21 protein-coding genes are annotated in these 26,148 nt (G+C 60.7%); 12 read left to right on the top strand and 9 right to left on the bottom strand.

Annotation, left to right across the window (positions count from 1 at the left end):
• Window positions 1-145: 145 nt before the first annotated feature.
• The 8 genes from ACQRBT_RS15335 (at window position 146) to cobA (ending at window position 11,480) form a co-directional block, all read left to right on the top strand.
• Window positions 146-1,351: a CmpA/NrtA family ABC transporter substrate-binding protein gene (locus ACQRBT_RS15335; protein ID WP_412047100.1), complete on the top strand. Its 1,206-nt coding sequence runs from the start codon at window positions 146-148 to the stop codon at window positions 1,349-1,351.
• Window positions 1,352-1,364: 13 nt separating this feature from the next.
• On the top strand, window positions 1,365-1,940 hold the full coding sequence (locus tag ACQRBT_RS15330; RefSeq protein WP_060756216.1) for an ANTAR domain-containing response regulator: 576 nt from the start codon (window positions 1,365-1,367) through the stop codon (window positions 1,938-1,940).
• Window positions 1,941-2,149: 209 nt separating this feature from the next.
• Complete coding sequence (locus ACQRBT_RS15325; RefSeq protein ID WP_060756217.1) at window positions 2,150-3,361, top strand: nitrate/nitrite transporter; 1,212 nt, start codon at window positions 2,150-2,152, stop codon at window positions 3,359-3,361.
• Window positions 3,361-5,019 (top strand): protein kinase domain-containing protein, encoded by a 1,659-nt coding sequence (locus ACQRBT_RS15320; protein ID WP_412047099.1) that lies wholly within the window; start codon window positions 3,361-3,363, stop codon window positions 5,017-5,019. Before ACQRBT_RS15325 ends, ACQRBT_RS15320 begins: the two co-directional genes overlap by 1 nt.
• A gap of 231 nt (window positions 5,020-5,250) precedes the next feature.
• On the top strand, window positions 5,251-7,704 hold the full coding sequence (nirB, locus tag ACQRBT_RS15315) for a nitrite reductase large subunit NirB (RefSeq protein WP_412047098.1): 2,454 nt from the start codon (window positions 5,251-5,253) through the stop codon (window positions 7,702-7,704).
• Window positions 7,701-8,018: a nitrite reductase small subunit NirD gene (nirD, locus tag ACQRBT_RS15310; RefSeq protein ID WP_060756220.1), complete on the top strand. Its 318-nt coding sequence runs from the start codon at window positions 7,701-7,703 to the stop codon at window positions 8,016-8,018. Before nirB ends, nirD begins: the two co-directional genes overlap by 4 nt.
• Complete coding sequence (locus tag ACQRBT_RS15305) at window positions 8,018-10,726, top strand: molybdopterin-dependent oxidoreductase (protein WP_412047097.1); 2,709 nt, start codon at window positions 8,018-8,020, stop codon at window positions 10,724-10,726. Before nirD ends, ACQRBT_RS15305 begins: the two co-directional genes overlap by 1 nt.
• Window positions 10,727-10,736: 10 nt before the next feature.
• Window positions 10,737-11,480 carry a uroporphyrinogen-III C-methyltransferase gene (cobA, locus tag ACQRBT_RS15300; RefSeq protein WP_412047096.1) on the top strand — a complete coding sequence of 248 codons (744 nt, stop codon included), beginning with the start codon at window positions 10,737-10,739 and terminating at the stop codon, window positions 11,478-11,480.
• 58 nt (window positions 11,481-11,538) lie between these two features.
• On the opposite strand, the gene ACQRBT_RS15295 is transcribed toward cobA, so the two are convergent.
• From ACQRBT_RS15295 to ppsA, 8 genes are all read right to left on the bottom strand, one after another.
• Entirely contained in the window at window positions 11,539-12,522 is a 984-nt protein-coding gene (locus ACQRBT_RS15295) for an OmpA family protein (protein WP_244700068.1), read from the bottom strand.
• Between the two features lie 107 nt (window positions 12,523-12,629).
• Window positions 12,630-13,220 (bottom strand): RNA polymerase sigma factor SigX, encoded by a 591-nt coding sequence (gene sigX, locus ACQRBT_RS15290; protein ID WP_003193286.1) that lies wholly within the window; start codon window positions 13,218-13,220, stop codon window positions 12,630-12,632.
• 87 nt (window positions 13,221-13,307) lie between these two features.
• Window positions 13,308-14,132, bottom strand: coding sequence for a mechanosensitive ion channel family protein (locus ACQRBT_RS15285; protein WP_017527459.1), 825 nt, complete (start codon window positions 14,130-14,132; stop codon window positions 13,308-13,310).
• A gap of 2 nt (window positions 14,133-14,134) precedes the next feature.
• Complete coding sequence (locus ACQRBT_RS15280) at window positions 14,135-14,380, bottom strand: CrfX protein (protein WP_412047095.1); 246 nt, start codon at window positions 14,378-14,380, stop codon at window positions 14,135-14,137.
• Window positions 14,381-14,466: 86 nt separating this feature from the next.
• On the bottom strand, window positions 14,467-15,462 hold the full coding sequence (locus tag ACQRBT_RS15275; RefSeq protein ID WP_090369287.1) for a zinc transporter ZntB: 996 nt from the start codon (window positions 15,460-15,462) through the stop codon (window positions 14,467-14,469).
• Between the two features lie 24 nt (window positions 15,463-15,486).
• Window positions 15,487-15,978, bottom strand: coding sequence for a ribonuclease E activity regulator RraA (gene rraA, locus ACQRBT_RS15270; RefSeq protein ID WP_017527456.1), 492 nt, complete (start codon window positions 15,976-15,978; stop codon window positions 15,487-15,489).
• Between the two features lie 230 nt (window positions 15,979-16,208).
• Window positions 16,209-17,198: an alpha/beta fold hydrolase gene (locus ACQRBT_RS15265; RefSeq protein ID WP_244700071.1), complete on the bottom strand. Its 990-nt coding sequence runs from the start codon at window positions 17,196-17,198 to the stop codon at window positions 16,209-16,211.
• Between the two features lie 106 nt (window positions 17,199-17,304).
• A complete protein-coding gene (gene ppsA / locus ACQRBT_RS15260) occupies window positions 17,305-19,680 on the bottom strand; it encodes a phosphoenolpyruvate synthase (protein WP_060756227.1) in 2,376 nt (791 codons plus the stop codon).
• Window positions 19,681-19,859: 179 nt separating this feature from the next.
• Between ppsA and ppsR the strand changes: the two genes are divergently transcribed.
• On the top strand, window positions 19,860-20,678 hold the full coding sequence (gene ppsR, locus ACQRBT_RS15255; protein WP_003175525.1) for a posphoenolpyruvate synthetase regulatory kinase/phosphorylase PpsR: 819 nt from the start codon (window positions 19,860-19,862) through the stop codon (window positions 20,676-20,678).
• Between the two features lie 155 nt (window positions 20,679-20,833).
• On the opposite strand, the gene ACQRBT_RS15250 is transcribed toward ppsR, so the two are convergent.
• Window positions 20,834-22,258 carry a PLP-dependent aminotransferase family protein gene (locus ACQRBT_RS15250; protein WP_060756228.1) on the bottom strand — a complete coding sequence of 475 codons (1,425 nt, stop codon included), beginning with the start codon at window positions 22,256-22,258 and terminating at the stop codon, window positions 20,834-20,836.
• A 160-nt stretch (window positions 22,259-22,418) separates the two neighbouring features.
• Here ACQRBT_RS15250 and ACQRBT_RS15245 point away from each other — a divergent pair, with 160 nt between their 5' ends.
• Genes ACQRBT_RS15245 through ACQRBT_RS15235 form a run of 3 tightly spaced genes read left to right on the top strand, consistent with a single transcriptional unit; the run spans window position 22,419 to window position 26,146 of the window.
• The gene (locus ACQRBT_RS15245; RefSeq protein WP_161549611.1) at window positions 22,419-23,312 is read left to right on the top strand and encodes a DMT family transporter; all 894 of its coding nucleotides are present in this window, start codon (window positions 22,419-22,421) and stop codon (window positions 23,310-23,312) included.
• A 41-nt stretch (window positions 23,313-23,353) separates the two neighbouring features.
• Complete coding sequence (gene moeB / locus ACQRBT_RS15240) at window positions 23,354-25,216, top strand: molybdopterin-synthase adenylyltransferase MoeB (RefSeq protein WP_412047094.1); 1,863 nt, start codon at window positions 23,354-23,356, stop codon at window positions 25,214-25,216.
• Between the two features lie 15 nt (window positions 25,217-25,231).
• Window positions 25,232-26,146: a PLP-dependent cysteine synthase family protein gene (locus ACQRBT_RS15235; RefSeq protein ID WP_060756231.1), complete on the top strand. Its 915-nt coding sequence runs from the start codon at window positions 25,232-25,234 to the stop codon at window positions 26,144-26,146.
• Window positions 26,147-26,148: the final 2 nt, after the last annotated feature.

Here is a 26,148-nt window from a genome sequence, read left to right as displayed (position 1 = left end):
GGCATGTGCCTTGCTATGCACTCTGTATCTGAGCGCGCACCAACGACGGAGCGGGCTTACGGACAAAGGCGTCGTTACCCTGCAATGGCCTGCGCGGCCATCTGTAGGAACGGCGCTTTTTTGTGAGAGAAAAAGGTAGGTGTTGATGAAGAGTTCAGATCCGCTGGCCTGGGTCAACGGCAGCGACGCTCCGGAAAAAAGCAGCCTCGACCTGGGCTTCATGGCCTTGACCGATTGCGCCTCCCTGGTGGTCGCCGCCACTCAGGGGTTTGCCCAGCCGTATGGGCTCACACTCAACCTCAAGCGCCAGGCATCCTGGGCCACTCTGCGCGACAAACTGGTCAGCGGCGAGCTGGACGCCGCCCACAGCCTGTACGGGCTGATCTATGCGGTACACCTGGGCATTGGCGGCGTAACGCCTACCGAGATGGCCGTGCTGATGGGGCTCAACCAGAACGGTCAGAGCATCAACCTGTCCCACGATTTACAGCAGCAAGGCGTGGTCACTCCTGAGGCATTGGAACGCCACGTGCACCAAGGCCGAACAAAACTGACCTTCGCCCAGACCTTTCCCACAGGCACCCACGCCATGTGGCTGTATTACTGGCTCGCGAGCCAGGGCATTCATCCCCTTAAGGATGTCGACAGCGTGGTCGTACCGCCGCCGCAGATGGTCGCGCACCTGCAAGCCGGGCGAATCGATGGTTTTTGTGTCGGCGAACCCTGGTGCGCCAGCGCGGTACAACAACGCCAGGGCTTTACCCTGGCTACGACCCAGGCGATCTGGCCGGACCACCCGGAAAAAGTGCTCGGCTGCACCCAGGCTTTCGTCGATCAGTACCCCAACACGGCGCGTGTGCTGGTGATGGCCATCCTGGAAGCCAGCCGCTTCATCGAAAACAGCCAGGAAAACCGGCGCTCCACCGCACAGCTGCTCAGCGCCCGCGACTACCTCGACGCACCGCTCGATTGCATAGAGCCGCGCCTGCTCGGTGTGTATGACGATGGCCTGGGCAACCGTTGGCAAGATCCCCATGGGTTGCGCTTTTTCGCCGAGGGCGAGGTGAACCTGCCGTACCTGTCCGACGGCATGTGGTTCATGACCCAATTCCGCCGCTGGGGCCTGCTGCGGGAAGACCCCGACTACCTCGGCACGGCGCGTCAGGTGCAGCAACTGAAGCTGTATCGCCAAGCCGCCCAAGCGGTGGGCGTGCACGCGAACAACGAAGACATGCGCAGCAGCCAGTTGATCGACGGCAAGGTCTGGGACGGCTCCGATCCCGCCGCTTACGCTCGCAGCTTCCGCCTGCACGCCATGGCCGAACCTGCGAACCGCCAGGCTCTGCGCTGACAGGAGGTGCCCGATGTTGCGAATCCTGTTGATCAACGACACCCCGAGCAAGGTCGGCCGGCTCAAGGCCGCACTGACCGAGGCCGGTTTCGAGGTGATCGATGAGTCCGGCCTGACCATCGACCTGCCCGCGCGCGTCGAAACGGTGCGCCCGGATGTGATCCTGATCGATACCGAGTCGCCCGGCCGCGATGTGATGGAGCAAGTGGTGTTGTTAAGCCGCGATCAGCCACGGCCGATCGTGATGTTCACCGACGAGCATGATCCGAGCGTGATGCGCCAGGCGATCAAGTCCGGCGTCAGCGCCTATATCGTCGAAGGTATCCAGGCCCAGCGCCTGCAACCGATCCTCGATGTGGCCATGGCGCGTTTTGAGAGCGACCAGGCCCTGCGCGCCCAGCTCCAGGCACGGGACCAGCAGTTGGCCGAGCGCAAGCGCATCGAACTGGCCAAGGGCATGCTGATGAAAATGAAGCACTGTAATGAAGAAGAGGCCTACACCCTGATGCGCCGCCAAGCCATGAGCCGCCAGCAAAAACTGATTCAGGTGGCGGAACAGATCATCGCCATGAGCGAGTTGCTTGGCTGAACTGGCGCAGCTCTTGCTAAGCATTCATCACAGGTAACCAACGGCGGTTGCCCCTCCACGACAAAGACGTCGCCCACCCGGTTTGCCCTCGCAAACCCGGTGGCGGCGTTTTTTCGTTTTGGCCCCAGCGCATGGGGCGGATGGGGCGGCCACGGTCGGCAGCTCCATCACTCGGCCTTCTTACAGACTCCCAACCGTTGAGGTGCGTGATGAAATCAAGCTTCTGGAAATCCGGGCACACCCCGACCCTGTTCGCCGCGTTCCTGTATTTCGACCTGAGTTTCATGGTGTGGTACCTGCTCGGCCCGCTGGCGGTGCAAATCGCCGCCGACCTGCACCTGACCACCCAGCAACGCGGCCTGGTGGTGGCCACGCCGATCCTGGCGGGCGCGGTGCTGCGCTTTGTCATGGGCATGCTGGCCGACAGGCTGTCGCCCAAGACCGCCGGGCTGATTGGCCAGGTGATTGTGATCAGTGCCTTGTTCGGTGCCTGGAAACTGGGGATCCACAGCTACGAACAAGCCTTGTTGCTGGGCGTATTCCTGGGCATGGCCGGTGCGTCGTTTGCAGTGGCGCTGCCCTTGGCGTCCCAATGGTACCCTGCGGAACACCAGGGCAAGGCCATGGGCATCGCCGGCGCAGGTAACTCCGGCACGGTGTTCGCCGCCTTGCTGGCACCGGTCCTCGCGGCGGCGTTCGGCTGGAGCAACGTGTTCGGCTTTGCGCTGATTCCGTTGGTGCTGACCCTGATCGTCTTCGCCTGGCTCGCCCGCAACGCCCCCGAACGCCCGAAACCCAAAGCCATGGCCGACTACTTCAAGGCGCTGGGCGACCGTGACAGTTGGTGGTTCATGTTCTTTTACAGCGTGACTTTCGGCGGTTTTATCGGCCTGGCCAGCGCCCTGCCCGGCTACTTCAACGACCAGTACGGCCTGAGCCCGGTGACCGCCGGTTACTACACCGCCGCCTGTGTCTTCGGCGGCAGCCTGATGCGTCCGCTGGGCGGTGCCCTGGCTGACCGTTTCGGCGGGATTCGCACCCTGCTCGGCATGTACAGCGTGGCCGCGATCTGCATCGCCGCGGTGGGCTTCAACCTACCCAGTTCCTACGCTGCATTGGCGCTTTTCGTGTGCACCATGCTCGGCCTCGGTGCCGGTAACGGTGCGGTGTTCCAGTTGGTGCCCCAGCGCTTTCGCCGTGAGATCGGCGTGATGACCGGCCTGATCGGCATGGCCGGCGGCATCGGTGGTTTCGCCCTGGCGGCGGGCATGGGGGCGATCAAGCAAAGCACCGGCAGTTATCAGATGGCGCTGTGGTTGTTTGCTAGCCTTGGCGTATTGGCCTGGTTCGGCCTGTACGGCGTCAAACGGCGCTGGAGGACCACCTGGGGCTCGGCTGCCGTGACCGCCGCGCGCGTCTGATGAGCCTGCAACTGAGCGTCGCCCAGGCCAGCGCCATCGGCCCACGGGCGGAAAACCAGGACGCGCTGCGGGTGGTCACTCCCGTGGCGGAGTTGGCCGCAAGCAAAGGCTATTTATGTGCCATGGCCGATGGCGTCAGCCAATGTGCCGACGGCGGCCTGGCCGCACGCTCGACCTTGCAGGCCCTGGCCTTGGACTATTACGCCACGCCGCAAACCTGGGGCGTGGCCCAGGCGCTCGAACGGTTACTGCTCGCCCAGAATCGCTGGCTGCAAGCCAACGGCGGCGGCCAGCCGTTGCTGACTACCCTCAGCGCCCTGGTGTTTCGTGGGCAACGTTTCACCCTGGCCCATGTGGGAGACTGTCGGGTGTATCGCTGGCTCGACGACCAATTGTTGCGCATCAGCGAAGATCACGTGTGGGAACAGCCGGGCATGCAGCATGTGCTCAAGCGTGCTCTCGGCCTGGATCAACACCTGGTGCTGGACTTTCTCGACGGCGAACTGCGTGCAGGCGAATGCTTCCTGCTGCTCAGCGATGGCGTCTGGGCCACCCTGGGCGACCACAGCATCCGTACCATCCTGCGTGAGCAAAGTGATCTCGATACGGCGGTCAACACCCTGGTCAACGCCGCGCACCTGGCCGGCAGCCTGGACAATGCCAGCGCCCTGCTGGTGCGTGTCGACCAACTCGGCGGCGCCACGCTCGGCGATGCGTTGGTGCAGTTGCAGCAATGGCCGTTGCCGCCGCTGCTGAAAGCCGGGCAACGGTTTGAAAGCTGGCAGGTTGAAGGGGTGCTGGCACAAAGTCGACAGTCCTTGCTGTACCGGGTGCACGACGCCCAGCAGCAGCCGTGGTTACTGAAAACCCTGCCGCTGGACTGCGACGATGACAGCGACGCGGGCCAGGCTCTGCTGTCGGAAGAATGGTTTTTGCGCCGGGTGGCCGGGCGCGCCTTTCCTGAAGTACACGCAGCCGGCGAACGTCAGCATTTGTACTATGTGATGCGTGAATATCCGGGGCAGACCCTGGCCGAGCTGTTCCGGCGCCAGGGCCCTCTGCCCCTGGCCCAATGGCAATCCATTGCCGAGCGTTTGCTGCGCGCGGTGGGCCTGTTGCACCGGCGGCAGATCCTGCACCGCGACATCAAGCCGGAAAACCTGTTGCTGGGCGACGATGGTGAGCTGCGTGTGCTGGATTTCGGCTTGGCCTACTGCCCGGGGCTGTCGGAAGACCGCGCCCACCTGCTGCCCGGCACGCCAAGCTTTATCGCGCCCGAGGCGTTTAACGGCGAACGCCCTACCGCCCAGCAGGATTTGTATAGCGTTGGCGTCAGCCTGACGGGGCACTACCCCTACGGCGAGATCGAAGCCTTCCAACGCCCCCGATTCACCCAGGCCATCAGCGCCAGCCGCTATCGCCCTGACCTGCCGGACTGGCTGCCGCTCAGCCTGGAGCGAGCCGTGGCGGCGTCACCCGCGCAACGTTATGAAACCGCCGAAGAATGGCTGCTGGTGCTGGAACAGGCCGAGCGCCGTGAGTTGAGCGTGCGGCCACGCCCGCTGCTGGAGCGTGAACCGCTGAAAGTCTGGCAAACCCTGGCAATGCTCTCGTTGCTGATCAATCTGGTGCTGGGCTACTGGCTGCTGCACCACTAGAGGGCGATTCCTCCTCGCCGATCGACAGTAAACCCAATAAAACCGGGGGTGGGCCAACTTGGCACAGCCACTGCATTAACTGATTCAAGAACATACATATAGCCCGCCCTTCAACGTTGAAGGGCGAGCTTCCCGAGAGAACGGGACCGGACAAAGGCGTCCTCGCTAGATCACTGGCGGGGGCGCCTTTTTTGTTTGCGCACGATTTGTCGAGCCATTGCGGAGAACGACATGAAAAAACTCAAATTGGTCATGATCGGCAACGGCATGGCCGGGGTTCGCACCCTGGAAGAATTACTCAAACTGAGCAGCGAGCTGTACGACATCACCGTGTTCGGCGCTGAGCCGCATCCCAATTACAACCGCATCCTGCTATCGCCGGTGCTCGCCGGTGAACAGACCTTCGAAGAGATCGTACTCAACGACCTGAGCTGGTACCTGGACAACGACATCAAGCTGCTGCTCAACCGCAAAGTGGTGCAGATCGATCGCGTCAAACGCATCGTCATCGCCGAGGACGGCACCGAGGCCGAGTATGATCGCCTGCTGATCGCTACCGGTTCCACGCCATTTATCCTGCCGATTCCCGGCAACACCTTGCAGGGCGTGATCGGCTATCGCGACATTGCCGACACCCAAGCCATGATCGACACCGCCAAGACCCACAAGCACGCGGTGGTCATCGGCGGCGGCCTGCTCGGCCTGGAAGCCGCCAATGGCCTGATGCTGCGCGGTATGCAGGTGACCGTGGTGCATATCGGCGAATGGCTGCTGGAGCGGCAACTGGACAAGACCAGCGGCCAGTTGCTGCAAACCGAACTGGAAAGCCGTGGCCTGGTGTTTCGCCTGTGCGAACAGACCCAGGCCCTGCACGACGCCGGCAATGGTCGCGTCGGCTCGGTGCAGTTCAAGAACGGCGACATCATCCCGGCCGACCTGGTGGTGATGGCGGCCGGCATCCGCCCCAACACCGAACTCGCGGAAAAATCCGGCATCCCCTGCAACCGTGGGATTCTGGTCAACGATACCCTGCAAACCTATGACCCGCGCATCTACGCCATCGGCGAATGCGCCAACCATCGGGGTACCGCTTACGGCCTGGTCGCACCGCTGTTCGAACAGGCCAAGGTCTGCGCCAATCACCTGGCCCAACTCGGCTTTGCCACCTACAAAGGCTCGGTCACGTCGACCAAGTTGAAAGTCACCGGTATCGACCTGTTCTCCGCCGGCGATTTCATGGGCGGCGAAGGCACCGAGACCATCACCCTCTCCGACCCGATTGGCGGCGTGTACAAGAAACTGGTGATCAAGGACGACATCCTGGTCGGCGCCTGCCTGTACGGCGACACCGCCGACGGGGGTTGGTATTTCCGGCAGATCCGTGAGAACCACGCCATCGGCGAGATCCGCGATCACCTGATGTTTGGCGAAAACGCGCTGGGAGACGTCGGCCATCAAGGCCAGGACAAGGCCATGAGCATGGCCGACAACGCCGAGGTCTGCGGCTGCAACGGCGTGTGCAAGGGCACCATCGTCAAGGCGATTCAGGAACACGGGCTGTTCAGCGTCGACGACGTCAAAAAACACACCAAGGCAGCCAGCTCCTGCGGTTCCTGCGCCGGGCTGGTGGAACAGATCCTGATCAACACCGTGGGTGGCGCCGCCGACGTCAAACCCAAAAGCGAAAAAGCCATCTGCGGTTGCAGCGACCTCAACCACGGACAGATCCGCCAGGCCATCCGCGACCAGCACCTGCTGACCATCGCCGGCACGATGAGCTACCTGAACTGGCGCACGCCCAACGGTTGCGCCACCTGCCGGCCGGCGTTGAACTACTACCTGATCTCGACCTGGCCCGGCGAGGCCAAGGACGATCCGCAATCGCGCCTGATCAACGAACGTGCCCACGCCAACATCCAGAAAGATGGCACCTACTCCGTCGTCCCCCGGATGTGGGGCGGCGTGACCAATCCGTCGGAGCTGCGCCGTATCGCCGATGTGGCCGACAAGTACAACGTACCGATGGTCAAGGTCACCGGCGGCCAACGCATCGACTTGCTTGGCGTCAAGAAACAGGACCTGCCTGGTGTGTGGAAAGACCTCGACATGCCCTCGGGCCACGCCTATGGCAAATCCATCCGCACCGTGAAGACCTGCGTCGGCAGCGAGTTCTGCCGCTTCGGCACGCAGAACTCCACACAGCTGGGCATCGAGCTGGAGCACGACCTGTTCAATATGTGGTCGCCGCACAAGGTCAAGCTGGCCGTCTCCGGTTGCCCACGCAATTGCTCGGAAGCGGGCATCAAGGACGTCGGCATCATCGGTGTCGACTCCGGGTGGGAGATGTATATCGGCGGCAATGGCGGGATCAAGACAGAAGTCGCGGAGTTCTTCGTCAAGCTGAAAACCGCCGAAGAAGTCCGCGAGTACAACGGCGCGTTCCTGCAGTTGTATCGCGAAGAAGCCTTCTACCTGGAGCGCACCGTGCACTACCTGCAACGGGTCGGCATGGAGCACATCAAAAAAGCCGTACTGGAAGACCCGGCCCGACGCCGAGCGTTGAATGAGCGCCTGCAATTTTCGCTGTCGTTCGAACAGGACCCGTGGAAGGAGCGCCTGGAGCAGCCCCAATTGAAAAAGGAGTTCGAGGTCATCCCCGTCAAACAGCTGGAGGTGTCGGCATGAACTGGCTGGATATCTGCGCCCTCGATGAAATCAACGCCCTGGGCTCGCGCATCATCCAGGGGCCTAAAGGCGATATTGCGATTTTTCGTACCAGTGACGATGAAGTCTTCGCCCTCGACGACCGCTGCCCGCACAAGGGCGGGCCGCTGTCCCAGGGTTTGATCTACGGCAAACGCGTAGCCTGCCCGTTGCACAACTGGCAGATCGACCTGGCGTCCGGCGAAGCCCAGGCGCCGGATATCGGCTGCGCCCACCATCACCCCGCACGCGTGGAAAACGGCCGGGTGATGCTGGCCCTGCGGGACGCAGGTTGATGAACCGCCAGGTTACCGCGTCCACCTGCTGTTATTGCGGGGTGGGTTGCGGCGTGCTGATCGAGCATGACGGCGTACAGATCCTCGGCGTGCAAGGCGACCCGAGCCATCCGGCCAACTTTGGCAAGTTATGCAGCAAGGGCGCCAGCCTGCACCTGACCGGTGACCTGGCTGCTCGCGCCTTGTACCCCGAACTGCGCCTGGGCAAAGACTTGGCCCGTGCGCGCACCGATTGGGACACGGCCCTGGAACACGCCGCCAACGTATTCGCCGACACGATCGCCGAACACGGGCCGGACAGCGTGGCGTTCTACATTTCCGGGCAATTGTTGACCGAGGATTACTACAGCTTCAACAAACTGGCGCGGGCGCTGGTGGGCACCCACAACATCGATAGTAACTCGCGGCTGTGCATGTCTTCGGCAGTGGTCGGCTACAAACGCAGCCTGGGTGCCGACGCACCGCCGTGCAGCTATGAGGACCTGGAAAACAGCGACTGCGTCATGATCGTCGGCAGCAATATGGCCTACGCGCATCCGGTGCTGTTCCGACGCTTGGAAGAAGCCAAGGCGCGGCGCCCACAGATGAAAGTGCTGGTGATCGACCCACGGCGCACAGACACCTGCGACCTGGCTGACCTGCACCTGGCGATTTTACCGGGTACGGATGTGGCGTTATTCCATGGGATCTTGCATCTGTTGCTGTGGGAAGACTGGATCGACCGCGACTTTATCCAGGCCCATACCGAGGGGTTGGCACCGCTGAAGCGGCTGGTGCATGACTACACGCCGCAGATGGTCACGCAATTGTGCGGAATCAGCGTTGAGCAATTGCGCCTGTGCGCGCAATGGGTGGGTACCTCCAGCAGTTTCCTGTCGTTGTGGTGCATGGGGCTGAACCAATCCACCGCCGGCAGTGCGAAAAACAGCGCCTTGATCAACCTGCACCTGGCCACCGGGACCATTGGCCGGCCGGGCTGCGGCCCGTTTTCCCTGACCGGCCAACCCAACGCCATGGGTGGCCGCGAGACCGGCAGCCTGGCGAATCTGTTGCCGGGCCATCGTGAAGCGGCCAACCCGCAGCATCGGGCTGAAGTCGCCGCGTATTGGGGGGTTGATTCATTGCCGCAGCCAACCGGATTGACCGCGATCGAACTGTTCGAGCAGATCCAGGCCGGCAAGATCAAGGCGTTGTGGGTTGCCTGTACCAACCCCGCACAATCGCTGCCGGACCAGAACCGCGTACGCGCAGCCTTGGCCGCTTGCCCGTTCGTGGTTCTGCAGGAAGCTTTTCGCACCACGGAGACGGCCGCTTATGCCGACCTACTGCTGCCTGCGGCCAGTTGGGGAGAAAAGGAAGGCACCGTGACCAACTCCGAGCGACGTATTTCCCACGTCCGCCAAGCCATCGTCCCACCGGGAGAAGCACGACCCGATTGGGCCATTACGCTGGATTTCGCACAGCGCCTGGAAAAGCGCTTGCGGCCGGGCTTGGCCAGCCTGTTTGCGTTCGAACAACCGGCGCAGATCTTTGATGAATACAAAGGGCTGACGCGCCATCGTGACCTTGACCTGTCGGGTGTCAGCCATGCCCTGCTCGACCGGATCGGGCCGCAGCAGTGGCCGTTTCCGACGGGCGCGCATGCCGGAACAACGCGCCTGTACAGCGATGGCGTGTTCCCAACCGATAGCGGGCGCGCGCAGTTTGTCGCTGATCCTTACCGCGCGGCCAAGGAGCAACGCGACGCCCGCTTCCCGCTGACCCTGATCACCGGCCGCCTGCGCGACCAGTGGCACGGCATGAGCCGCACCGGCACGGCGGCCCAGTTGTTTGGGCATGTCAGCGAAGCGTTGTTGGGCCTGCATCCCGATGAATTGCGCCGCCATCGCTTGAAGGATGGTGATCTGGTCAGCCTGAAAAGCCGCCGTGGCAGCGTGATCGTCGCGGTCAGCAGCGATGACAGCGTGCGTCCGGGCCAGGCGTTCCTGCCCATGCATTGGGGCGACCGCTTTCTCAAGGGTGGCGTCAACACCCTTACGCAGCCGGCGTTTGATCCGTTATCGAAACAACCGGAACTGAAGCACAGTGGGGTGCGCCTGGAAGCGGTGCAACTGCCGTGGCAGTTGTTCGCGCTGATCGAAGGCAATGTGCAGCAACACTTTGAGGCGCTGCGCCCGCTATGCGAGGACTTTGCCTACGTCAGTTTGACTCTGGTCGGACGTGAACGCCCGGCATTGCTGGTGCGCGCCGCGCATGGCGAGGCGCCCGACTTGTCGCTGCTGACCCGTATCGACGCACTCCTCGGCCTCAATGACGGCCCTGTCATGGCTTATGACGACCCACGCCGCTCGATCGGCAAACGCGTGAAGATCGAGCAAGGCCGCATCACCGCCCTGCGCCTGGCAGGGGAAACCCTGGCGCGGCACTGGTTGCAAAGCCTGTGGCTGGAAGGTCGCGCCGATGATCAATTGCGGCGATGGCTGCTGGCTCCATTAAGTGCACCGCCCGGGGGTGCGGCGGCCAGCCTCAAGACCCTGTGCAACTGCAAGAACGTCAGCGAAAGCGCGGTATGTGCCGGCATCGCCCGCGGCCTGGGCCTGGAAGGGCTCAAACAAGCGCTGGGCTGCGGCACCCAATGTGGTTCCTGTGTACCGGAAATCAAACGTCTTTTGGCCGGCAACCCGCAGCCATTCGCCATTAATGTGTGAGGAGAAGAACATGAACGCAAAAGTCTGGCTGGTGGGCGCAGGGCCTGGCGATCCGGAACTGTTGACCCTCAAGGCGGTGCGGGCCTTGCGTGAGGCGGATGTGGTGCTGATCGATGATCTGGTCAACCCACAGGTGCTGGAGCATTGCCTGGATGCGCGGGTGATCACCGTCGGCAAGCGCGGTGGCTGCCGTTCGACGCCACAGGATTTTATCCATCGCCTGATGCTGCGTTATACGCGCCAGGGAAAATGCGTGGTGCGGCTCAAAGGCGGCGATCCATGCATCTTTGGCCGGGGCGGTGAAGAAGCGGTGTGGTTGCGCGAGCGCGGCGTCGATGTGGAGTTGGTCAACGGGATCACGGCAGGGCTGGCGGGTGCGACGAATTGCGATATCCCGTTGACCTTGCGCGGTGTGAGCCGTGGCGTAACGCTGGTCACGGCGCATACCCAGGACGACAGCAGCCTGAACTGGCGGGCACTGGCCGAGGGAGGGACGACGTTGGTGGTGTACATGGGAGTAGCGAAGCTGGAGGAGATTCGTCAGCAATTACTCAACGGCGGCATGGCCGTCGATATGCCCGTGGCGATGATCGAAAATGCCTCCCTGCCCCAGCAACGCGAATGCCGCAGCACGCTGGCGCGGATGCACTGGGAGGCGCAAGCATTTGCCCTCAAGAGCCCGGCAATTCTGGTGATCGGCAGCGTCGCTGCGGCTGCACAGGCGGCCTGCATTGCCGTATCAGCCAGCGCCTGAGGCATATTGCAGGCGAAAAAAAACCCGGCCTGAGCCGGGTTTTTTTACCACTCAGTAATTACTGAGCAGCTTGAGCTTCTACCGAGGCTTCTACGCGACGGTTGATAGCACGACCAGCTTCAGTTGCGTTGTCAGCAACTGGGCGGGATTTGCCGTAACCAACGGAGCTTACACGGTTAGGAGCAATACCGTCTTTGACCAGAACTTGCTTAACAGCGTCAGCACGACGCTGGGACAGCTTCTGGTTGTAAGCGTCTGGACCTACGGAGTCAGTGTGACCTTCAACCACGGTGGTGGTGTTAGGGTACTGCTTCATGAAGTCAGCCAGGTTTTTCACGTCGGCGTAGCTGTTAGGCTTAACAACGGCCTTGTCGAAGTCGAACTTAACGTCCAGCTCAACACGAACAACCTGAGCAACTGGAGCTTCTGGCTCTGGAGTTGGCTCTGGAGCTGGTGCTGGGGTAGGAGCTGGAGCGACTGCGCCAGCGTTACCGCCGAAGTTCACGCCCAGGCCGACCAGTGCGGAGTAGTCCCACTTGCCGTTGTCCAGTGCGTAGTCAGCTTCAACACCGGCACGAGCGTACAGGTTGTTGGTGAAGTAGTACTTCACGCCAGCGCCAGCGATAGCCAGGGTGGACTGGTCGCGACCGCTGTGGCCGTCAGCTTTGACGTTGGTACGGCTCTGGTGACCGAAACCGCCTTCTACGTATGGACGCAGGCTGTCTACGCCAGCTTGACCGAAGTGATACTGGGCAACCAGGCTGCCGGTATCGCCTTTGATCTTCTGGTTACCAGTACCGTCGTTCGAACGGGTGTGGTTGGTAGTGTCGTAGGACAGGTTCAAGGACAGGTCGTCGGTCAGGAAGTAACCGATGCGAGCGCCAGGGTTGAAGCCGTCTTCGATGTGCTTAACGCTATCGTTGTACTGCTTCTTGTAGAACAGCTCGCCTTCAACTGCGCCTTGGCCTTGTGCCAGTGCGCCGAAAGAAGAAGCGGCAATAAGAGTACCAATGGCCAAGCCCAAGGTGTTTTTCAGTTTCATCCGTTAAATCCCCATCTGGTGATTGTAAAGCAGTCCCACAAACCGGGGGACAACTCGGCGACAAGTCTAACAGAACTTGCCTACACGTAAGAGATATTTGCCACGCACTAAGTTTCAGTCTCGCCCGCAAATTTCTCACGTAATTTATCAAGAGCACGCTTGTAACGCATTTTTGTAGCACTCAAACCCATATGCATGATGTCAGCGATTTCCTGAAACTCCAGCTCTGCGACAAATCGTAGCACCAGAATTTCACGGTCTATCGGGTTCACATGCACCAACCAGCGATCAAGTCCGCCCTTCTCCTCGGGTGCCGGCGCCTTCTCTTCAGACGCCTCCTCAAGGGGGTCAAGACTCAAAGCGTCCATCAATCGACGCTTTCGCCGCTCCTTACGATACTGCGTGATGCACTCGTTGTACGTGATGCTGTAGAGCCATGTCTTGAACTTCGATTTGCCCTCGAAGTTCTTCAGGCCATACAGCACCTTGAGCATCACTTCCTGACAGACATCATCCGCATCTCTATCGTTCCCTAAATACCTTGAACAAACGTTGAACAGAGTGCGTTGATACCTGCGCATCAATTCTTCGTACGCACGTGTTACGTGAAACAGCTCCGTGTGCGAGCGCGCGACCAACTCCTCATCAGAGAGCTCACGGGGGTCGTAGCGCGTAGACAGCGTTTGGGCTTTATTCAAAACAAGTCGTGCCGACAGTCAGGTCAATGTCCGCCACAATCCGGTCAGCCGGGTTTGCGGCGGCGTACATTAGCAGGATTTGCCGTATTAGCGGCTATTGACCTGCTGTTCCAGGAGAATCCGATTGGACAGCGACACCAGGTCGCCGTCATCGGTCAGCACCGTCGTCTTGACCGTGCCGATCTCCTCGATTTGCCCTTCAACCTCGCCAACACGCACGTGTTGCCCAACCTGATACAGCTCACGCACATAGATTCCCGCAAGAATCTGCCCGGCAATTTCCCGGCTTCCCAACCCCATTGCCAGCGCAACGGCCAGACCAACGGTAATCAAAACAATCACAATCACATGGTTGAGCAGGTCAGTCTTGACCTCCAACTGGCTGATCGCGACGGAAATACTGATGATGATCACCAGCCCCTGGGCGATTCGCCCCAGGCCTGCCGCGTAGTCCAGGCCCACGCCTTCAGCCGCTCCGCGCACCAGCCCATTAGCCAGTTGCGCCAGCAGAACGCCTACCAGCAGCACCAGCGCGCCGCCAAAAACCTTCGGCAAATACAGCGCCAGCATGTCGAGCGTAGCTGAAACTCGCTCAAGTCCAAGGGATTGCGCCGCAGAAACCAGGAAAATCAGCAAAACAAACCAATAAACGATCTTGCCGATCAACGTGGAGATCGGCACTTGCAGCCCTGCGCGCCCCAGCAGTTTGGTCAGGCCAGTGCCAGCCATCAAGCGGTCCAGCCCCAATTTGGCGAGCAATTTGGACAGCAGGGTGTCGAGCAGCTTGGCCACGACAAAGCCCAGCAACACCAGAACCAGGGCACCAAACAGGTTGGGAATGAAATTCGCCACCTTGGTCCATAGTGCGGTCATCGCGGTGACCAGGCTCTGGGTCCAGAGATCAAGTTCCATATTCAATCAGCCTTATCAGCAGTGCGAGCAAGAGTTTCACGGCGGGAAACCGGCGACACATGGGCCGAACCATTGTTCAGGGCCATCATCAGCGCCGGCAACCAGCGACCCAACAGACCGAACAGGTCGCCCGCCCCTACCTGGCGGTTGGCGGTTTTCAAAACGCGGCCCAGGCAGGCATCGTCATCACGGTTGGATGGCGATGCATTGAGCATGTCACGCAAAGACTGTTCGAACGGATCGTGCATATAGACCTCTCGCAAGTGTTTTAAAAGACGAGGGTTAAATTCTTGGGGTCACATAAGACCCTTGCTGCGTTCAGGTCATATTCAGGTCAAACCCAGCGTAATCGTCGAAAAAGCCACCATTGCCCCAGTGCAACGGCCACCATCATCAGGCAGGCAATCAAGAATCCGTAGGGGTTTCCCGCAAAGGGTATTCCACCCACATTGATGCCCAGCAGGCCGGTCAAAAAACTCATCGGCAGAAAAATCCCGGTGATGATCCCGAAGCGGTACATGGTGCGGTTCATGCGCACGCTCAAGCGCCGGTCCTCGGTCTCAAGCACAAGCCCCACGCGCTCCCGAGCCAATTCGAGCTCTTCCAGGTAACGGGTCAGGCTGTTGTGTAATTCGTTCCAGTAGTCGGCGTCGTCATCACAAAACCACGGCAATTTGATGCGCGTCAGTTGCGCAAAAATATCCCGTTGTGGCGCCAGAAAACGCTTCAGCCCGGCTGCGCGTCGGCGAATCTGCAAGACGCTGCCATGCTCCGGAGTATACCGTTCGTCGGCATCGAGTTTTTCTTCCTCGGAGTCGACGATTTCAGACAGGTCCGTGACCAGATCCTGCACTTTATTGGTCAGATACTGCGCCATATAAAGGATGAGCTCGGACGCCGTTTTCGGCCCATTGCCCTCCGCCAATTGCACCAGCAACTCATCGGTGGCGCGCAACGGCCGCAGACGCAGGGAAATGACCCGGTCGGCCGCCGCAAAAATACGCACCGAGACCATGTCTTCAGGCTCGGCACCTGGATTGAGGTTGACCCCACGCAGGAACAGCAGCAATTCAGCATCCGGCAACGGCAACAGGCGTGGACGAGTGTTCTCCTCCAGCAGCAGGTCACAGGCAAACTCGCTCAGACCACTGGATTTACGCAACCAGGTCTGGGTCTGGGGGTGACTGCGATCCCAATGCAGCCACAAGCTTTCCTGGGGCTGCAAGTGCAAATCATCGAGCTCAGTCCGGGCAATCGAACGCGCACCGCCTTTACCGTCCAGCACCAGGGCATGCACCAAACCCCACTGCGCGTTTTCTTCCTCGAACATCCTGACCCCTATGGCTACTGCGGTTTATTCAGGCATTTTCAGCGGGCTGGGCGACACAATCACGCCGTTGTTGTCGGCGTAGATGTACTCACCCGGGCGGAATGTCACGCCCGCAAAGGTCACCACCACGTTCAGGTCGCCGATGCCGCGCTTGTCGGTCTTCATCGGATGCGACGCCAGCGCCTGCACCCCCAGGTCGGTCTGGGCGATAACGTCGACGTCACGGATACAACCGTAGATCACCAGCCCTTCCCAGCCGTTTTTCGCAGCTTTCTCGGCGATCATGTCGCCCAGCAACGCCCGGCGCAGCGAACCGCCACCATCGACCACCAGCACCTTGCCGGCGCCTGGCTGGTCGGCCTGTTCCTTGACCAGGGAGTTGTCTTCGAAGCATTTGATGGTGACGATTTCGCCGCCAAAGGAGTCTCGCCCGCCGAAGTTGCTGAACATCGGCTCAACCACCTGCACCAGTTCCGGGTAGGCATCGCACAGGTCGGGGGTCACGTAATGGTTCATCGAGAAACTCCTGTCATCAAAGTAGAGGTTCAACATCCCATGGTGTACATCAGGAAAACGCGCCACAACAGGCTTTTTTTAAAGACTGCGCGGTTGACGGCGGCCATGATCAGACCCGCTTGGCCGCAACGCAATACCCGTTGCGCGACTGAATATGACCAGAAGCGTTTAACGCGTCATATCTTAGCCGCAACCACTCACAAGTGAAACGCCCTTGGCAGAGCGCTTCGTCAAACCGCTGCGTCCACTTCGGACTGTGCGCCGGACAAAGGTGTCAGCGGGTCTCTCAACCAGCGTGCCACCAATGGCCAGACCTCGGCCTGCGCAGGCTTGCTGACCAGCATCTGCACATGCCCGAAATCACCGCTAAACCCTTGCTGACGCCCCAGGCAGAGGTACTGGCGATGTTCAGAGCCGACCTGCTCGAACAGCTTGCGGCAGGCCCAGTCCGGGTCTTGCCGATCACCCGCAGCGCTCACTGCCAGCAATGGCACATCAACCTCGGCCAAGCCTTTCCACCAGTCGCGCTCGGCATCGCCAAAGCGCCCGAACAGGCCATGCCAGCGCATGGTTTCAAGCATGATACCGATAGGCTCGTCTTCCGGGCCGCGCTTGAGCCTTGGGCCGGACAACTGGCCCAGGCGCTTCAAAATCAAGCGCGCGCCCCACTCCACCGCAGGGATTTTCAGCGGCCAGTAGGTGCGGCTGACCTGGCAACCAAACAATGCCACGGAAGCCGCTGCAGGTGCGCCCAAGTGCTGGCCACCCAGGGCCGCCGCCAGGGTCGTAGCGCCCAGGGAATGCCCGATCCAGTGGGGAATCTGCCCACTCTGCTCACGCACGAACGCGCCAATGGCCGGCACGTCGTAGCGCGCGTAATCGGCGACACGGTTTTTGGCGTAGTCGTGATTGCGCTTGGACAGGCCATGGCCACGCATTTCCGGGATCCATACATCAAACCCCTGGCGTGCCAGATAGGCACCCAGGCCGATACCTTTGGGCGAGTACCAGAAGCGCCGATTGGAAAAACTGCCGTGCAGCAAAATAATCGGCGCGCCCCGGTTTTCCGGGACATCAGCCAGGCCCAAGCGGGTCACGGCCAGCTCGACAGTACCGTCCGGGCTGTTGCCGGGTTTGAGGCGATACACATCTTCACTCAGGTCGCCGCGACGTTCAGCGCTGATCAGGGCGACGGGAAACAGGTTGCTGCTGCTTTGCATAATGCTCTTGCACAAAAAAGGGCGGCGTCCGCAAGGATTCCCGCCCTGTACAGATAAGAATGCCGGTCACCCGCAACGAGTGACCGGCACTTTTGACGCGTCGACCTTAGGCGGACGCTTGGCCTTCAGCCAGGAAGAACCAGGTTTCCAGTACGGAGTCGGGGTTCAGCGAGACACTTTCGATGCCCTGTTCCATCAGCCACTTGGCCAGGTCCGGGTGGTCGGAAGGCCCCTGGCCGCAGATACCGATGTACTTGCCGGCCTTGTTGCAGGCCTGGATAGCGTTGGCCAGCAGCTTCTTGACCGCCGGGTTACGCTCATCGAACAGGTGGGCGATGATCCCGGAGTCACGGTCCAGGCCCAGTGTCAGCTGGGTCAGGTCGTTGGAGCCGATGGAGAACCCATCGAAGAACTCCAGGAACTCTTCGGCCAGGATGGCGTTGGACGGCAGCTCGCACATCATGATCACGCGCAGGCCGTTTTCGCCACGGGACAGACCGTTTTCAGCCAGCAGGTCGACGACCTGGCTCGCCTCGCCCAGGGTACGCACGAACGGCACCATGATCTCGACGTTGGTCAGGCCCATCTCGTTGCGCACGCGCTTGAGGGCGCGGCATTCAAGCTCGAAACAGTCACGGAAGGTTTCGCTGATGTAACGCGAGGCGCCACGGAAGCCCAGCATCGGGTTTTCTTCTTCCGGCTCGTAGAGCTTGCCGCCGATCAGGTTGGCATATTCGTTGGACTTGAAGTCCGACAGGCGCACGATGACCTTTTTCGGGTAGAACGCCGCCGCCAGGGTGCTGATGCCTTCCACCAGCTTCTCGACGTAGAAGCCCACCGGATCGTTGTAGCCGGCGATGCGCTTGTCGACGCTTTCCTTGATCTCCAACGGCAGGCCGTCGTAGTTCAGCAGCGCCTTGGGGTGCACGCCGATCATGCGGTTGATGATGAACTCCAGGCGGGCCAGGCCCACGCCGGCGTTCGGCAGTTGTGCAAAATCGAAGGCGCGATCGGGGTTGCCGACGTTCATCATGATCTTGAACGGCAGGTCGGGCATGGCGTCGATGGAGTTTTGCTTGATGTCGAAGCCCAGCTCGCCTTCAAAGATAAAACCAGTGTCGCCTTCGGCGCAGGACACGGTCACGCCCTGGCCGTCCTTGAGCAACTGGGTGGCGTTGCCACAACCCACCACGGCAGGGATCCCCAGTTCACGGGCGATGATCGCCGCGTGGCAGGTACGCCCGCCACGGTTGGTCACGATGGCGCTGGCGCGCTTCATGACCGGTTCCCAGTCCGGGTCGGTCATGTCGGAAACCAACACGTCGCCTGGCTGGACTTTGTCCATTTCGGACACGTCCTTGATGATGCGTACCTTGCCTGCGCCGATGCGCTGGCCAATCGCACGGCCTTCAACCAGCACAGTGCCGGTTTCCTTGAGCAGGTAGCGCTCCATGACATTGGCCGACGTGCGGCTTTTCACGGTTTCCGGACGGGCTTGCACGATGTACAACTTGCCATCGTCACCGTCCTTGGCCCATTCGATGTCCATCGGGCACTTGTAGTGCTTTTCGATGATCATCGCTTGCTTGGCCAGTTCGCTGACCTCCTGGTCGGTCAGGCAGAAGCGCGCACGCTCGGCCTTGTCGACTTCAACGGTTTTCACCGAACGACCGGCCTTGGCCTCGTCGCCGTAGATCATCTTGATGGCCTTGCTGCCCAGGTTACGGCGCAGGATGGCCGGGCGGCCTGCTTCGAGGGTGCCCTTGTGTACGTAGAACTCGTCCGGGTTGACCGCACCCTGTACGACGGTTTCACCAAGGCCGTAGGCGCCGGTGATGAACACCACGTCACGGAAGCCCGATTCGGTGTCCAGGGTGAACATCACGCCGGCGGTACCGGTTTCAGAACGCACCATGCGCTGCACGCCGGCAGACAAGGCCACCAATTTGTGGTCGAAACCCTGGTGTACGCGGTAGGAAATCGCGCGATCGTTGAACAATGAAGCAAACACTTCCTTGGCGGCCCGAATGACGTTTTCCACGCCACGGATATTCAGGAAGGTTTCCTGCTGGCCGGCGAACGAGGCGTCGGGCAAGTCTTCGGCGGTAGCCGAGGAACGCACGGCGACCGCCATGTCCGGGTTGCCGGCCGACAGGGCGGCGAAGGCGGCACGAATTTCTTCGTTAAGTTTCTCGGGGAACTCGGCTTCCATGATCCACTGGCGGATCTGGGCACCGGTCTTGGCCAGCGCATTGACGTCATCAACGTCCAGGGCATCCAGCGCGGCGTGGATCTGAGCGTTGAGGCCGCTCAGTTCGAGGAAATCGCGGTAAGCCTGGGCCGTGGTGGCGAAACCACCGGGCACCGACACACCAGCGCCTGCAAGATTACTGATCATCTCGCCGAGGGATGCGTTCTTGCCCCCCACGTGCTCTACATCATGGACGCCGAGCTTATCGAGGGAAACTACGTACTCTACCAAGGTGATCTCTCCACTAACTGTGTTGGAAAAGCTCAGGACGCTGGCGGCTCATAGAGGAGCAAACGCCTGCGCTTGTGGCCTGGACCTGGAAAATAAGTGAGAATGCGGCCCACTGCGGGACAGCAAAATCGCGCCTATCATATCCAAGATTCGCCATCAGCTTAAGGCCCAGGGCTCAAATGAAACGATCTGCTTTCTTTATTTCCGACGGCACGGGCATCACCGCCGAGACATTGGGTCAGAGCCTGCTCGCGCAGTTCGAAAACGTTACCTTCGCCAAATTCACGCGGCCCTATATCGACAGCGTGGATAAAGCGCGGGCCATGGTACAACAAATCAATCTGGCGGCTGAAAAAGACGGTTTCCGTCCGATCATTTTCGACACCATCGTGAATCAGGATATTCGTGAGATCCTGGCGACTTCGAATGGTTTCATGATCGATATTTTCTCGACCTTCCTGGCCCCTCTGGAACAAGAGCTGAGTGAACATTCCTCATACTCCGTGGGCAAATCCCACTCCATTGGGCACAACTCCAACTATATGGAGCGTATCGAGGCGGTGAATTTCGCCCTCGACAACGACGACGGCGCCCGCACCCACTACTACGACAAGGCCGACCTGATCCTGGTGGGCGTGTCGCGCTGCGGCAAAACGCCTACCTGTCTGTACATGGCCATGCAATTCGGTATCCGCGCCGCCAACTACCCGCTGACCGAGGACGACATGGAACACCTGACGCTCCCGGCAGCCTTGCGTGCGCATTCGCACAAGCTGTTCGGCCTGACCATCGACCCGGACCGTCTCACCGCCATTCGTAACGAGCGCAAGCCTAACAGCCGCTACTCCAGCTATGCCCAGTGTGAGTTCGAAGTGCGCGAAGTGGAAAATCTGTTCCGTCGGGAGAACATTGCGCACATCAATTCCACGCATTTCTCAGTGGAAGAGATCTCGGCAAAGATTCTGGTAGAAAAAGGCGTAGAACGCCGCTTCAAATAACCCCGCTGATGCTTGTAGTGAGCGGGCTTGCCCCGCGCTGGGCGGCGAAGCCGCCCCAACAAGGACGCCGCGGTGTTTCAGAAAAACCGAGGTATCTGGTTTTGGGGCGGCTCCGCCACCCAGCGCGGGGCAAGCCCGCTCACTACAATTAATGCCTACAGGTGAAAACGACCGCCGCCCTGGCCCAATGCGGTGGCCAACGCGTCAAACCCCTCTCGCAACAACTGATCATCCCCTGACGTATTGCAGATGCTCGCCCGAATGAACTGCGGCACTGCGGTTTGCCCCACCGCAAATGCCTCGGCCGTAGCGATCAGGTAGTTGTTCTGCTTGAGCTCCGCTTCGATTTCCGATGCACGCCACGGCTCCGGCACCTCGATCCAGAAGTGTGGGCTGTTGGGGTGGGTGCGATATTGCAGGCCAGCCAACAAACCTTGCACCAGCGCCTTGCGGCGGCTGATCTCATTGATCTGCTGGCGCAGCAGGTATTCCGCCGTGCCGTTTTCAATCCACTGGGTGGCCAGTTCCAGGGTCACCGGCGTGGCCATCCAGCAGGTAGAACGCAGCGCCGCCGAGATACGGCTGACCAGGGCCGGCGGCGCATGCACATAACCTACACGCAACCCGGCAGACACAGCCTTGCTCAGGCTGCTGATCAGAATCGTACGCTCAGGGGCGAAATAGCTGAGGGGCGGCGGCCGGTCTTCCACCAGCACACCGTGGGCTTCATCTTCAAGAATCAGCAGATTGTGTTCACGGCACACTTTGGCCAACGCTTCTCGACGCGCCACCGAGAGCACCGCAGTGGTGGGGTTCTGGATGGTCGGCGTGCAGTACAGCGCCGAAACGCGGTGATTACGACAGACTTCGTCCAGCGCGCTCGGCAGCACGCCCTCCTCGTCCATTTCCAGGCCGATGAGGCGGATGCCCAGCATGCGCGCGGCGGTAATGAGCCCCGGGTAAGTCAGCTGTTCGGTGACCACCGTATCACCGGCCCGTAACAGCGCCATCATCGAGCACAGCAAGCCATGCTGGCCGCCATTGACGCAAATGACCTGCTCGGGAATCGGGTGGAAATCGCGCTGCACCAGCCATTGCGCGCCGGCCTCGCGATAGCGTGGCAGGCCGGCGTCCGGCGTGTAGGCACTGATGTCCTGGAGGAACTTGGCGTTGGTCGACAGGGTTTGGAAGCTCTGGGCCAGGAACACCGTCTCCTGCCCGGGGATGTGCATGTTGCGGCTCATGTCGAAGTACTGGCGCGGCTCCTCGCTGAAGTTGCGAAAACCTTCATCGCGCTGGCGCTCCATCCCACGCTTGCGCACGAAAGTGCCGTCACCGACCCGCGCCACAACCAACCCCAGGCGTTCCAGTTCGCCGTAGGCCCGGCTGATGGTGCCGATCGTCACACCCAGGTTGTCGGAAAGCACCCGATGGGGCGGCAGTTTTCTTCCTGGTTCAATCAAGCCTTCGAGGATGCCCCGTTCCATGACATCAGACAGGCGTTTGTACTTCACGCCCTGCCCGTTGGACAACCCCTCACGCATAATTGACACCATGTCAATATTTGTTTTGACAGCCATCTTTCGCCCTAATAGTGTGCTTTTACGGGTTCAATCGCCGAATTTTACAACTCATTACAAGCTCAATATAGAGTTCAATTCCGGCTCAGGGAAGCAATAAACGATGCCAATGTCCGCCGTTCTCGAAAACACCGCCAAGATCAAAACCCAAAAACAGTGGCTGGCCGGGTTGATCACCAGTGTGATGTTCCTGATCGTGTGCCTGAGCTGGGGCACCACGTGGCTGGGCATCAAGATCGCCGTGGAGAGCGTGCCACCGCTGACCTCCGCCGGCCTGCGCTTTCTGATCGCCTTCCCGTTGTTCCTGTGCTTTGCGCTGGTACGTCGCGAGCCGATCCTGTTTCCCCGGGAGAGCCGCTGGTTCTTCGTGTTTGTGACCCTGTCCTATTTCAGCGTTCCTTATTACTTGCTCAACTACGGCGAGATGCACGTCTCGTCCGGCCTCACCGCCCTGCTGTTCAGCTGCATGCCGGTGTTTATCCTGATTTTCTCGGGGCTGTTCCTGCGCGAGCGCATCTACTTCTCCCAGGTGGTCGGTATCGGCATCGGCTTCGCCAGCCTGTACATGATCATCAAGAGCCAGGGCCTGCACCTGGACCACGCTGAATTCCTCGGCGTGCTGGCGATCCTGAGCGCGGCGATCATGCATGCGCTGTGCTATGTCATCACCAAGCAAAAAGGCAGTGCCATCAGCGTGATCACCTACAACACCCTGCCCATCGGCATCGCCGGGCTGATGTTGTTCGTCGCCGGCCTGTGGTTTGAGACGCCCACGTTTGACCAGATCACCCTGCGTTCCTGGGGAGCCCTGTTCTACCTGGGGCTGGTCGCGTCGGTGGGCGGGTTCATCGTGTACTTCATGCTGCTCAAGCGTTTGAGCCCGATCATCCTGTCGTTCGTGTTCATTATCTTTCCGGTGTTCGCGGTGATCATCGGCGCGTGGTACGAGGGCGTGGCGATTTCCCGGGACCTGATGCTGTACTCGGCCATCCTGCTGGCCGGCTTTGCAATCACCAAGTTGCCGATTGAAAAACTCCTGGCCAAGAAACCTTGAACGTCCCCCCGGCCCCTCAACATCAGCCACGCGAGAGAAACATGGACGTCCTGCGCCCAACCGCCCTGGAACAGATCTACGCCCACGCCAGCCGCAGCTACCCCGAAGAATGCTGTGGTTTTGTCTTCGCCGACGGCAGTGTGTACCTGGGCAGCAATATCCAGAACGAGCTGCATCGCAAGAACCCAGAGATGTACCCACGCAGCGCGGCCAACGGCTACACCTTTTCCGTAGCCGACACCCTGCTGATGAACAAGGCGTTTCGCAGTGATAACCCGGTGGTGGTGATCTACCACTCCCACCCGGATGTGGGCGCCTATTTCAGTGACGAAGACCAGGACAAGGCGCTGTTCCTGGGCGAGCCGATCTACCCCGTCAGCTATCTGGTGGTGGACGTTCGCCAGGGCCAGGCCCTGGGATCAAAGCTGTTTGCCTGGGATGGCAAGCATTTCGCCCTTAACCCTTTCAACGACCTGCACACGGAGTTGTCCATGAACGCTGTCTCTTTCCCCGACATTCTGGTTCGCGTGGCCAAGCTGCCGGAATCGACCCTTGAGGGCGCCGGATCGACATTGCGCGAAGTCATTGAAAACCTTTGCAGCCACTACCCGCAGTTACGCGCGCATCTGTTTCATGAAAAAAACAACCAGCTCAAGGAGCACTTCCTGTTCACCGCCGAAGAAGAACTGATCGGTGCCGATGAGCCCCTGCCGGAACAGGCCAGGATCGAAGTGCTGTTGGCCACCTCCGGCGGCATGGATATCGATGCCCTGAGCAACGAGGAAGTGCAGCGCTACGTGCGCCACATCACCCTGCCCGGCGTCGGCCGCGAGGGCCAACTGAAGTTGAAAAACGCCAAGGTGCTGATCATCGGCACCGGCGGCCTGGGCTCGCCCATCAGCCTGTACCTGGCGGCGGCCGGCGTCGGCACCCTGGGGCTGGTCGACTTCGATGTGGTGGAAAGCAGCAACCTGCAACGCCAGATCGTCCACGGCAACAGCACACTGGGCATGCCCAAGGTCGAGTCCGCCCGGCAACGCTTGCTGGACCTCAATCGCCACATCCGGATCAACGCCCACGACACCGCCCTGAATGCCGACAACGCCCTCGAGTTGGTGGGCGCCTACGACCTGGTGATCGACGGCACCGACAATTTCGACACGCGCTACCTGGTCAACGATGCCTGCGTGCAGTTGGGCAAACCCCTGGTGTACGGCGCCATCTACCGTTTCGACGGGCAAATCAGCGTGCTCAACTATCAAGGCGGGCCGTGCTACCGCTGTCTGTTTCCCTCGGCCCCTCCCGCGGAGTTGGCGCCCAATTGCAGCGCCGGCGGTGTGATCGGCGTATTGCCGGGGGTGGTGGGGATGATCCAGGCCACCGAGGCGATCAAGTTGCTGATCGGTATCGGTGAGCCTTTGTCCGGCCGCTTGATGCGCTTCGACGCGCTTGCGATGAAGTTCAGCGAAATCCGCTTCAAACGTCGCGCCGACTGCCCCTGCTGTTCGGACCTGCGCCACAGCGACAGCGTCGCGCCGGCCGTCTGCGCCGACGCCATGCCGAGCCGCCCCTCCCTGGCCGAAGAACGCTACATCAAGCCACGCGTACTCAAACAAGTGCTCGACCACCACCGCAGCGCCGACGTCCTGCTGGATGTGCGCGATGCCAGTGAACTGGAGGTGTGCAAACTGCCGGGCGTGGTGCACATCCCCCTGGCCGAACTGGATGGGCAGCTCGACAGCCTCAGTCGCGACAACACCCACTACCTGATCTGCTACGCCGGCACCCGTGCCGAGCAAGCGGCAAGCACCTTGCTGGCGGCAGGTTTTGCCAATACCAAGGTCCTGCAGGGCGGTATGAAACACTGGGTGCGCGACGTCGAACCCGACATGCCGTTGTATTGATCCGGGGATCGACTGATGTTGCATAACTCCATTCTCGACGTCATCGGCCAGACGCCAATCGTGCGCCTGGCGCAGTTTTCCGAAGACCTCGGTATCGAGGTCTACGCCAAGCTCGAATCCCTCAACCCGGGCGGCAGCCACAAGGCGCGCATCGCCCTGGGCATGATCCTCGACGCCGAACGCCGGGGCGTGCTGATCCGCGACTCCGGGCAAACCATCATCGAGCCCAGCGGCGGCAATACCGGCATTGGCCTGGTGATGGCCGGCAATGTGCTGGGCTACAAAGTCGTGCTGGTGATCCCCGACAACTACAGCCCCGAAAAGCAAAAGCTGCTGCGCTTGTACGGGGCCAAGGTGGTGCTGTCGGACAGCCGCCTGGGCAACAACTCCCACGGCGAAAAATGTATGGAGCTGCAGTTGGAAAACCCCAACTACGTGATGCTCAACCAGCAACGCAACGGCGCCAACCCGCAAACCCACCGCGACACCACCGCGCCGGAAATCCTCCGCGCCTTCGGTGAACAGCGCGTGGATTACTTCGTCAGCGGCATCGGCACCGGCGGCCATATCACCGGTATCGGCGAAACCCTCAAGGCGGCCTGGCCGCATATCCGTGTCATGGGGGTGGAACCTGAAGAATGCGACCTGCTCAAGGACCGCCACGCGCCGCACGGTATCCAGGGCCTGTCGATCGGGCTGATCCCGAGCATTCTCAACCTGGAGGTACTGGACGGCATGCTCAAGGTGTCGCACCAGGCCTGCGTCGACATGATCAAACGCATCATGCGCACCGATGCCATCAGCCTGGGTTTGTCGTCGGCCGCCAACATGGTCGCCATCGCCCAACTCGCTCCTGAATTACCACCCGAAACGGTGGTGTTGACCATGGTCTACGACAATGCTGACAGCTACCTGCCCAGTTTCGAATAACC

The organism is Pseudomonas sp. R19M, assembly GCF_050312585.1.
In the GTDB taxonomy this organism is placed as follows: Bacteria; Pseudomonadota; Gammaproteobacteria; order Pseudomonadales; family Pseudomonadaceae; genus Aquipseudomonas; species Aquipseudomonas palleroniana.
The sequence above is the reverse complement of the archived record's forward strand: the minus strand, read 5'-3'. Positions and strand labels throughout refer to the sequence as shown.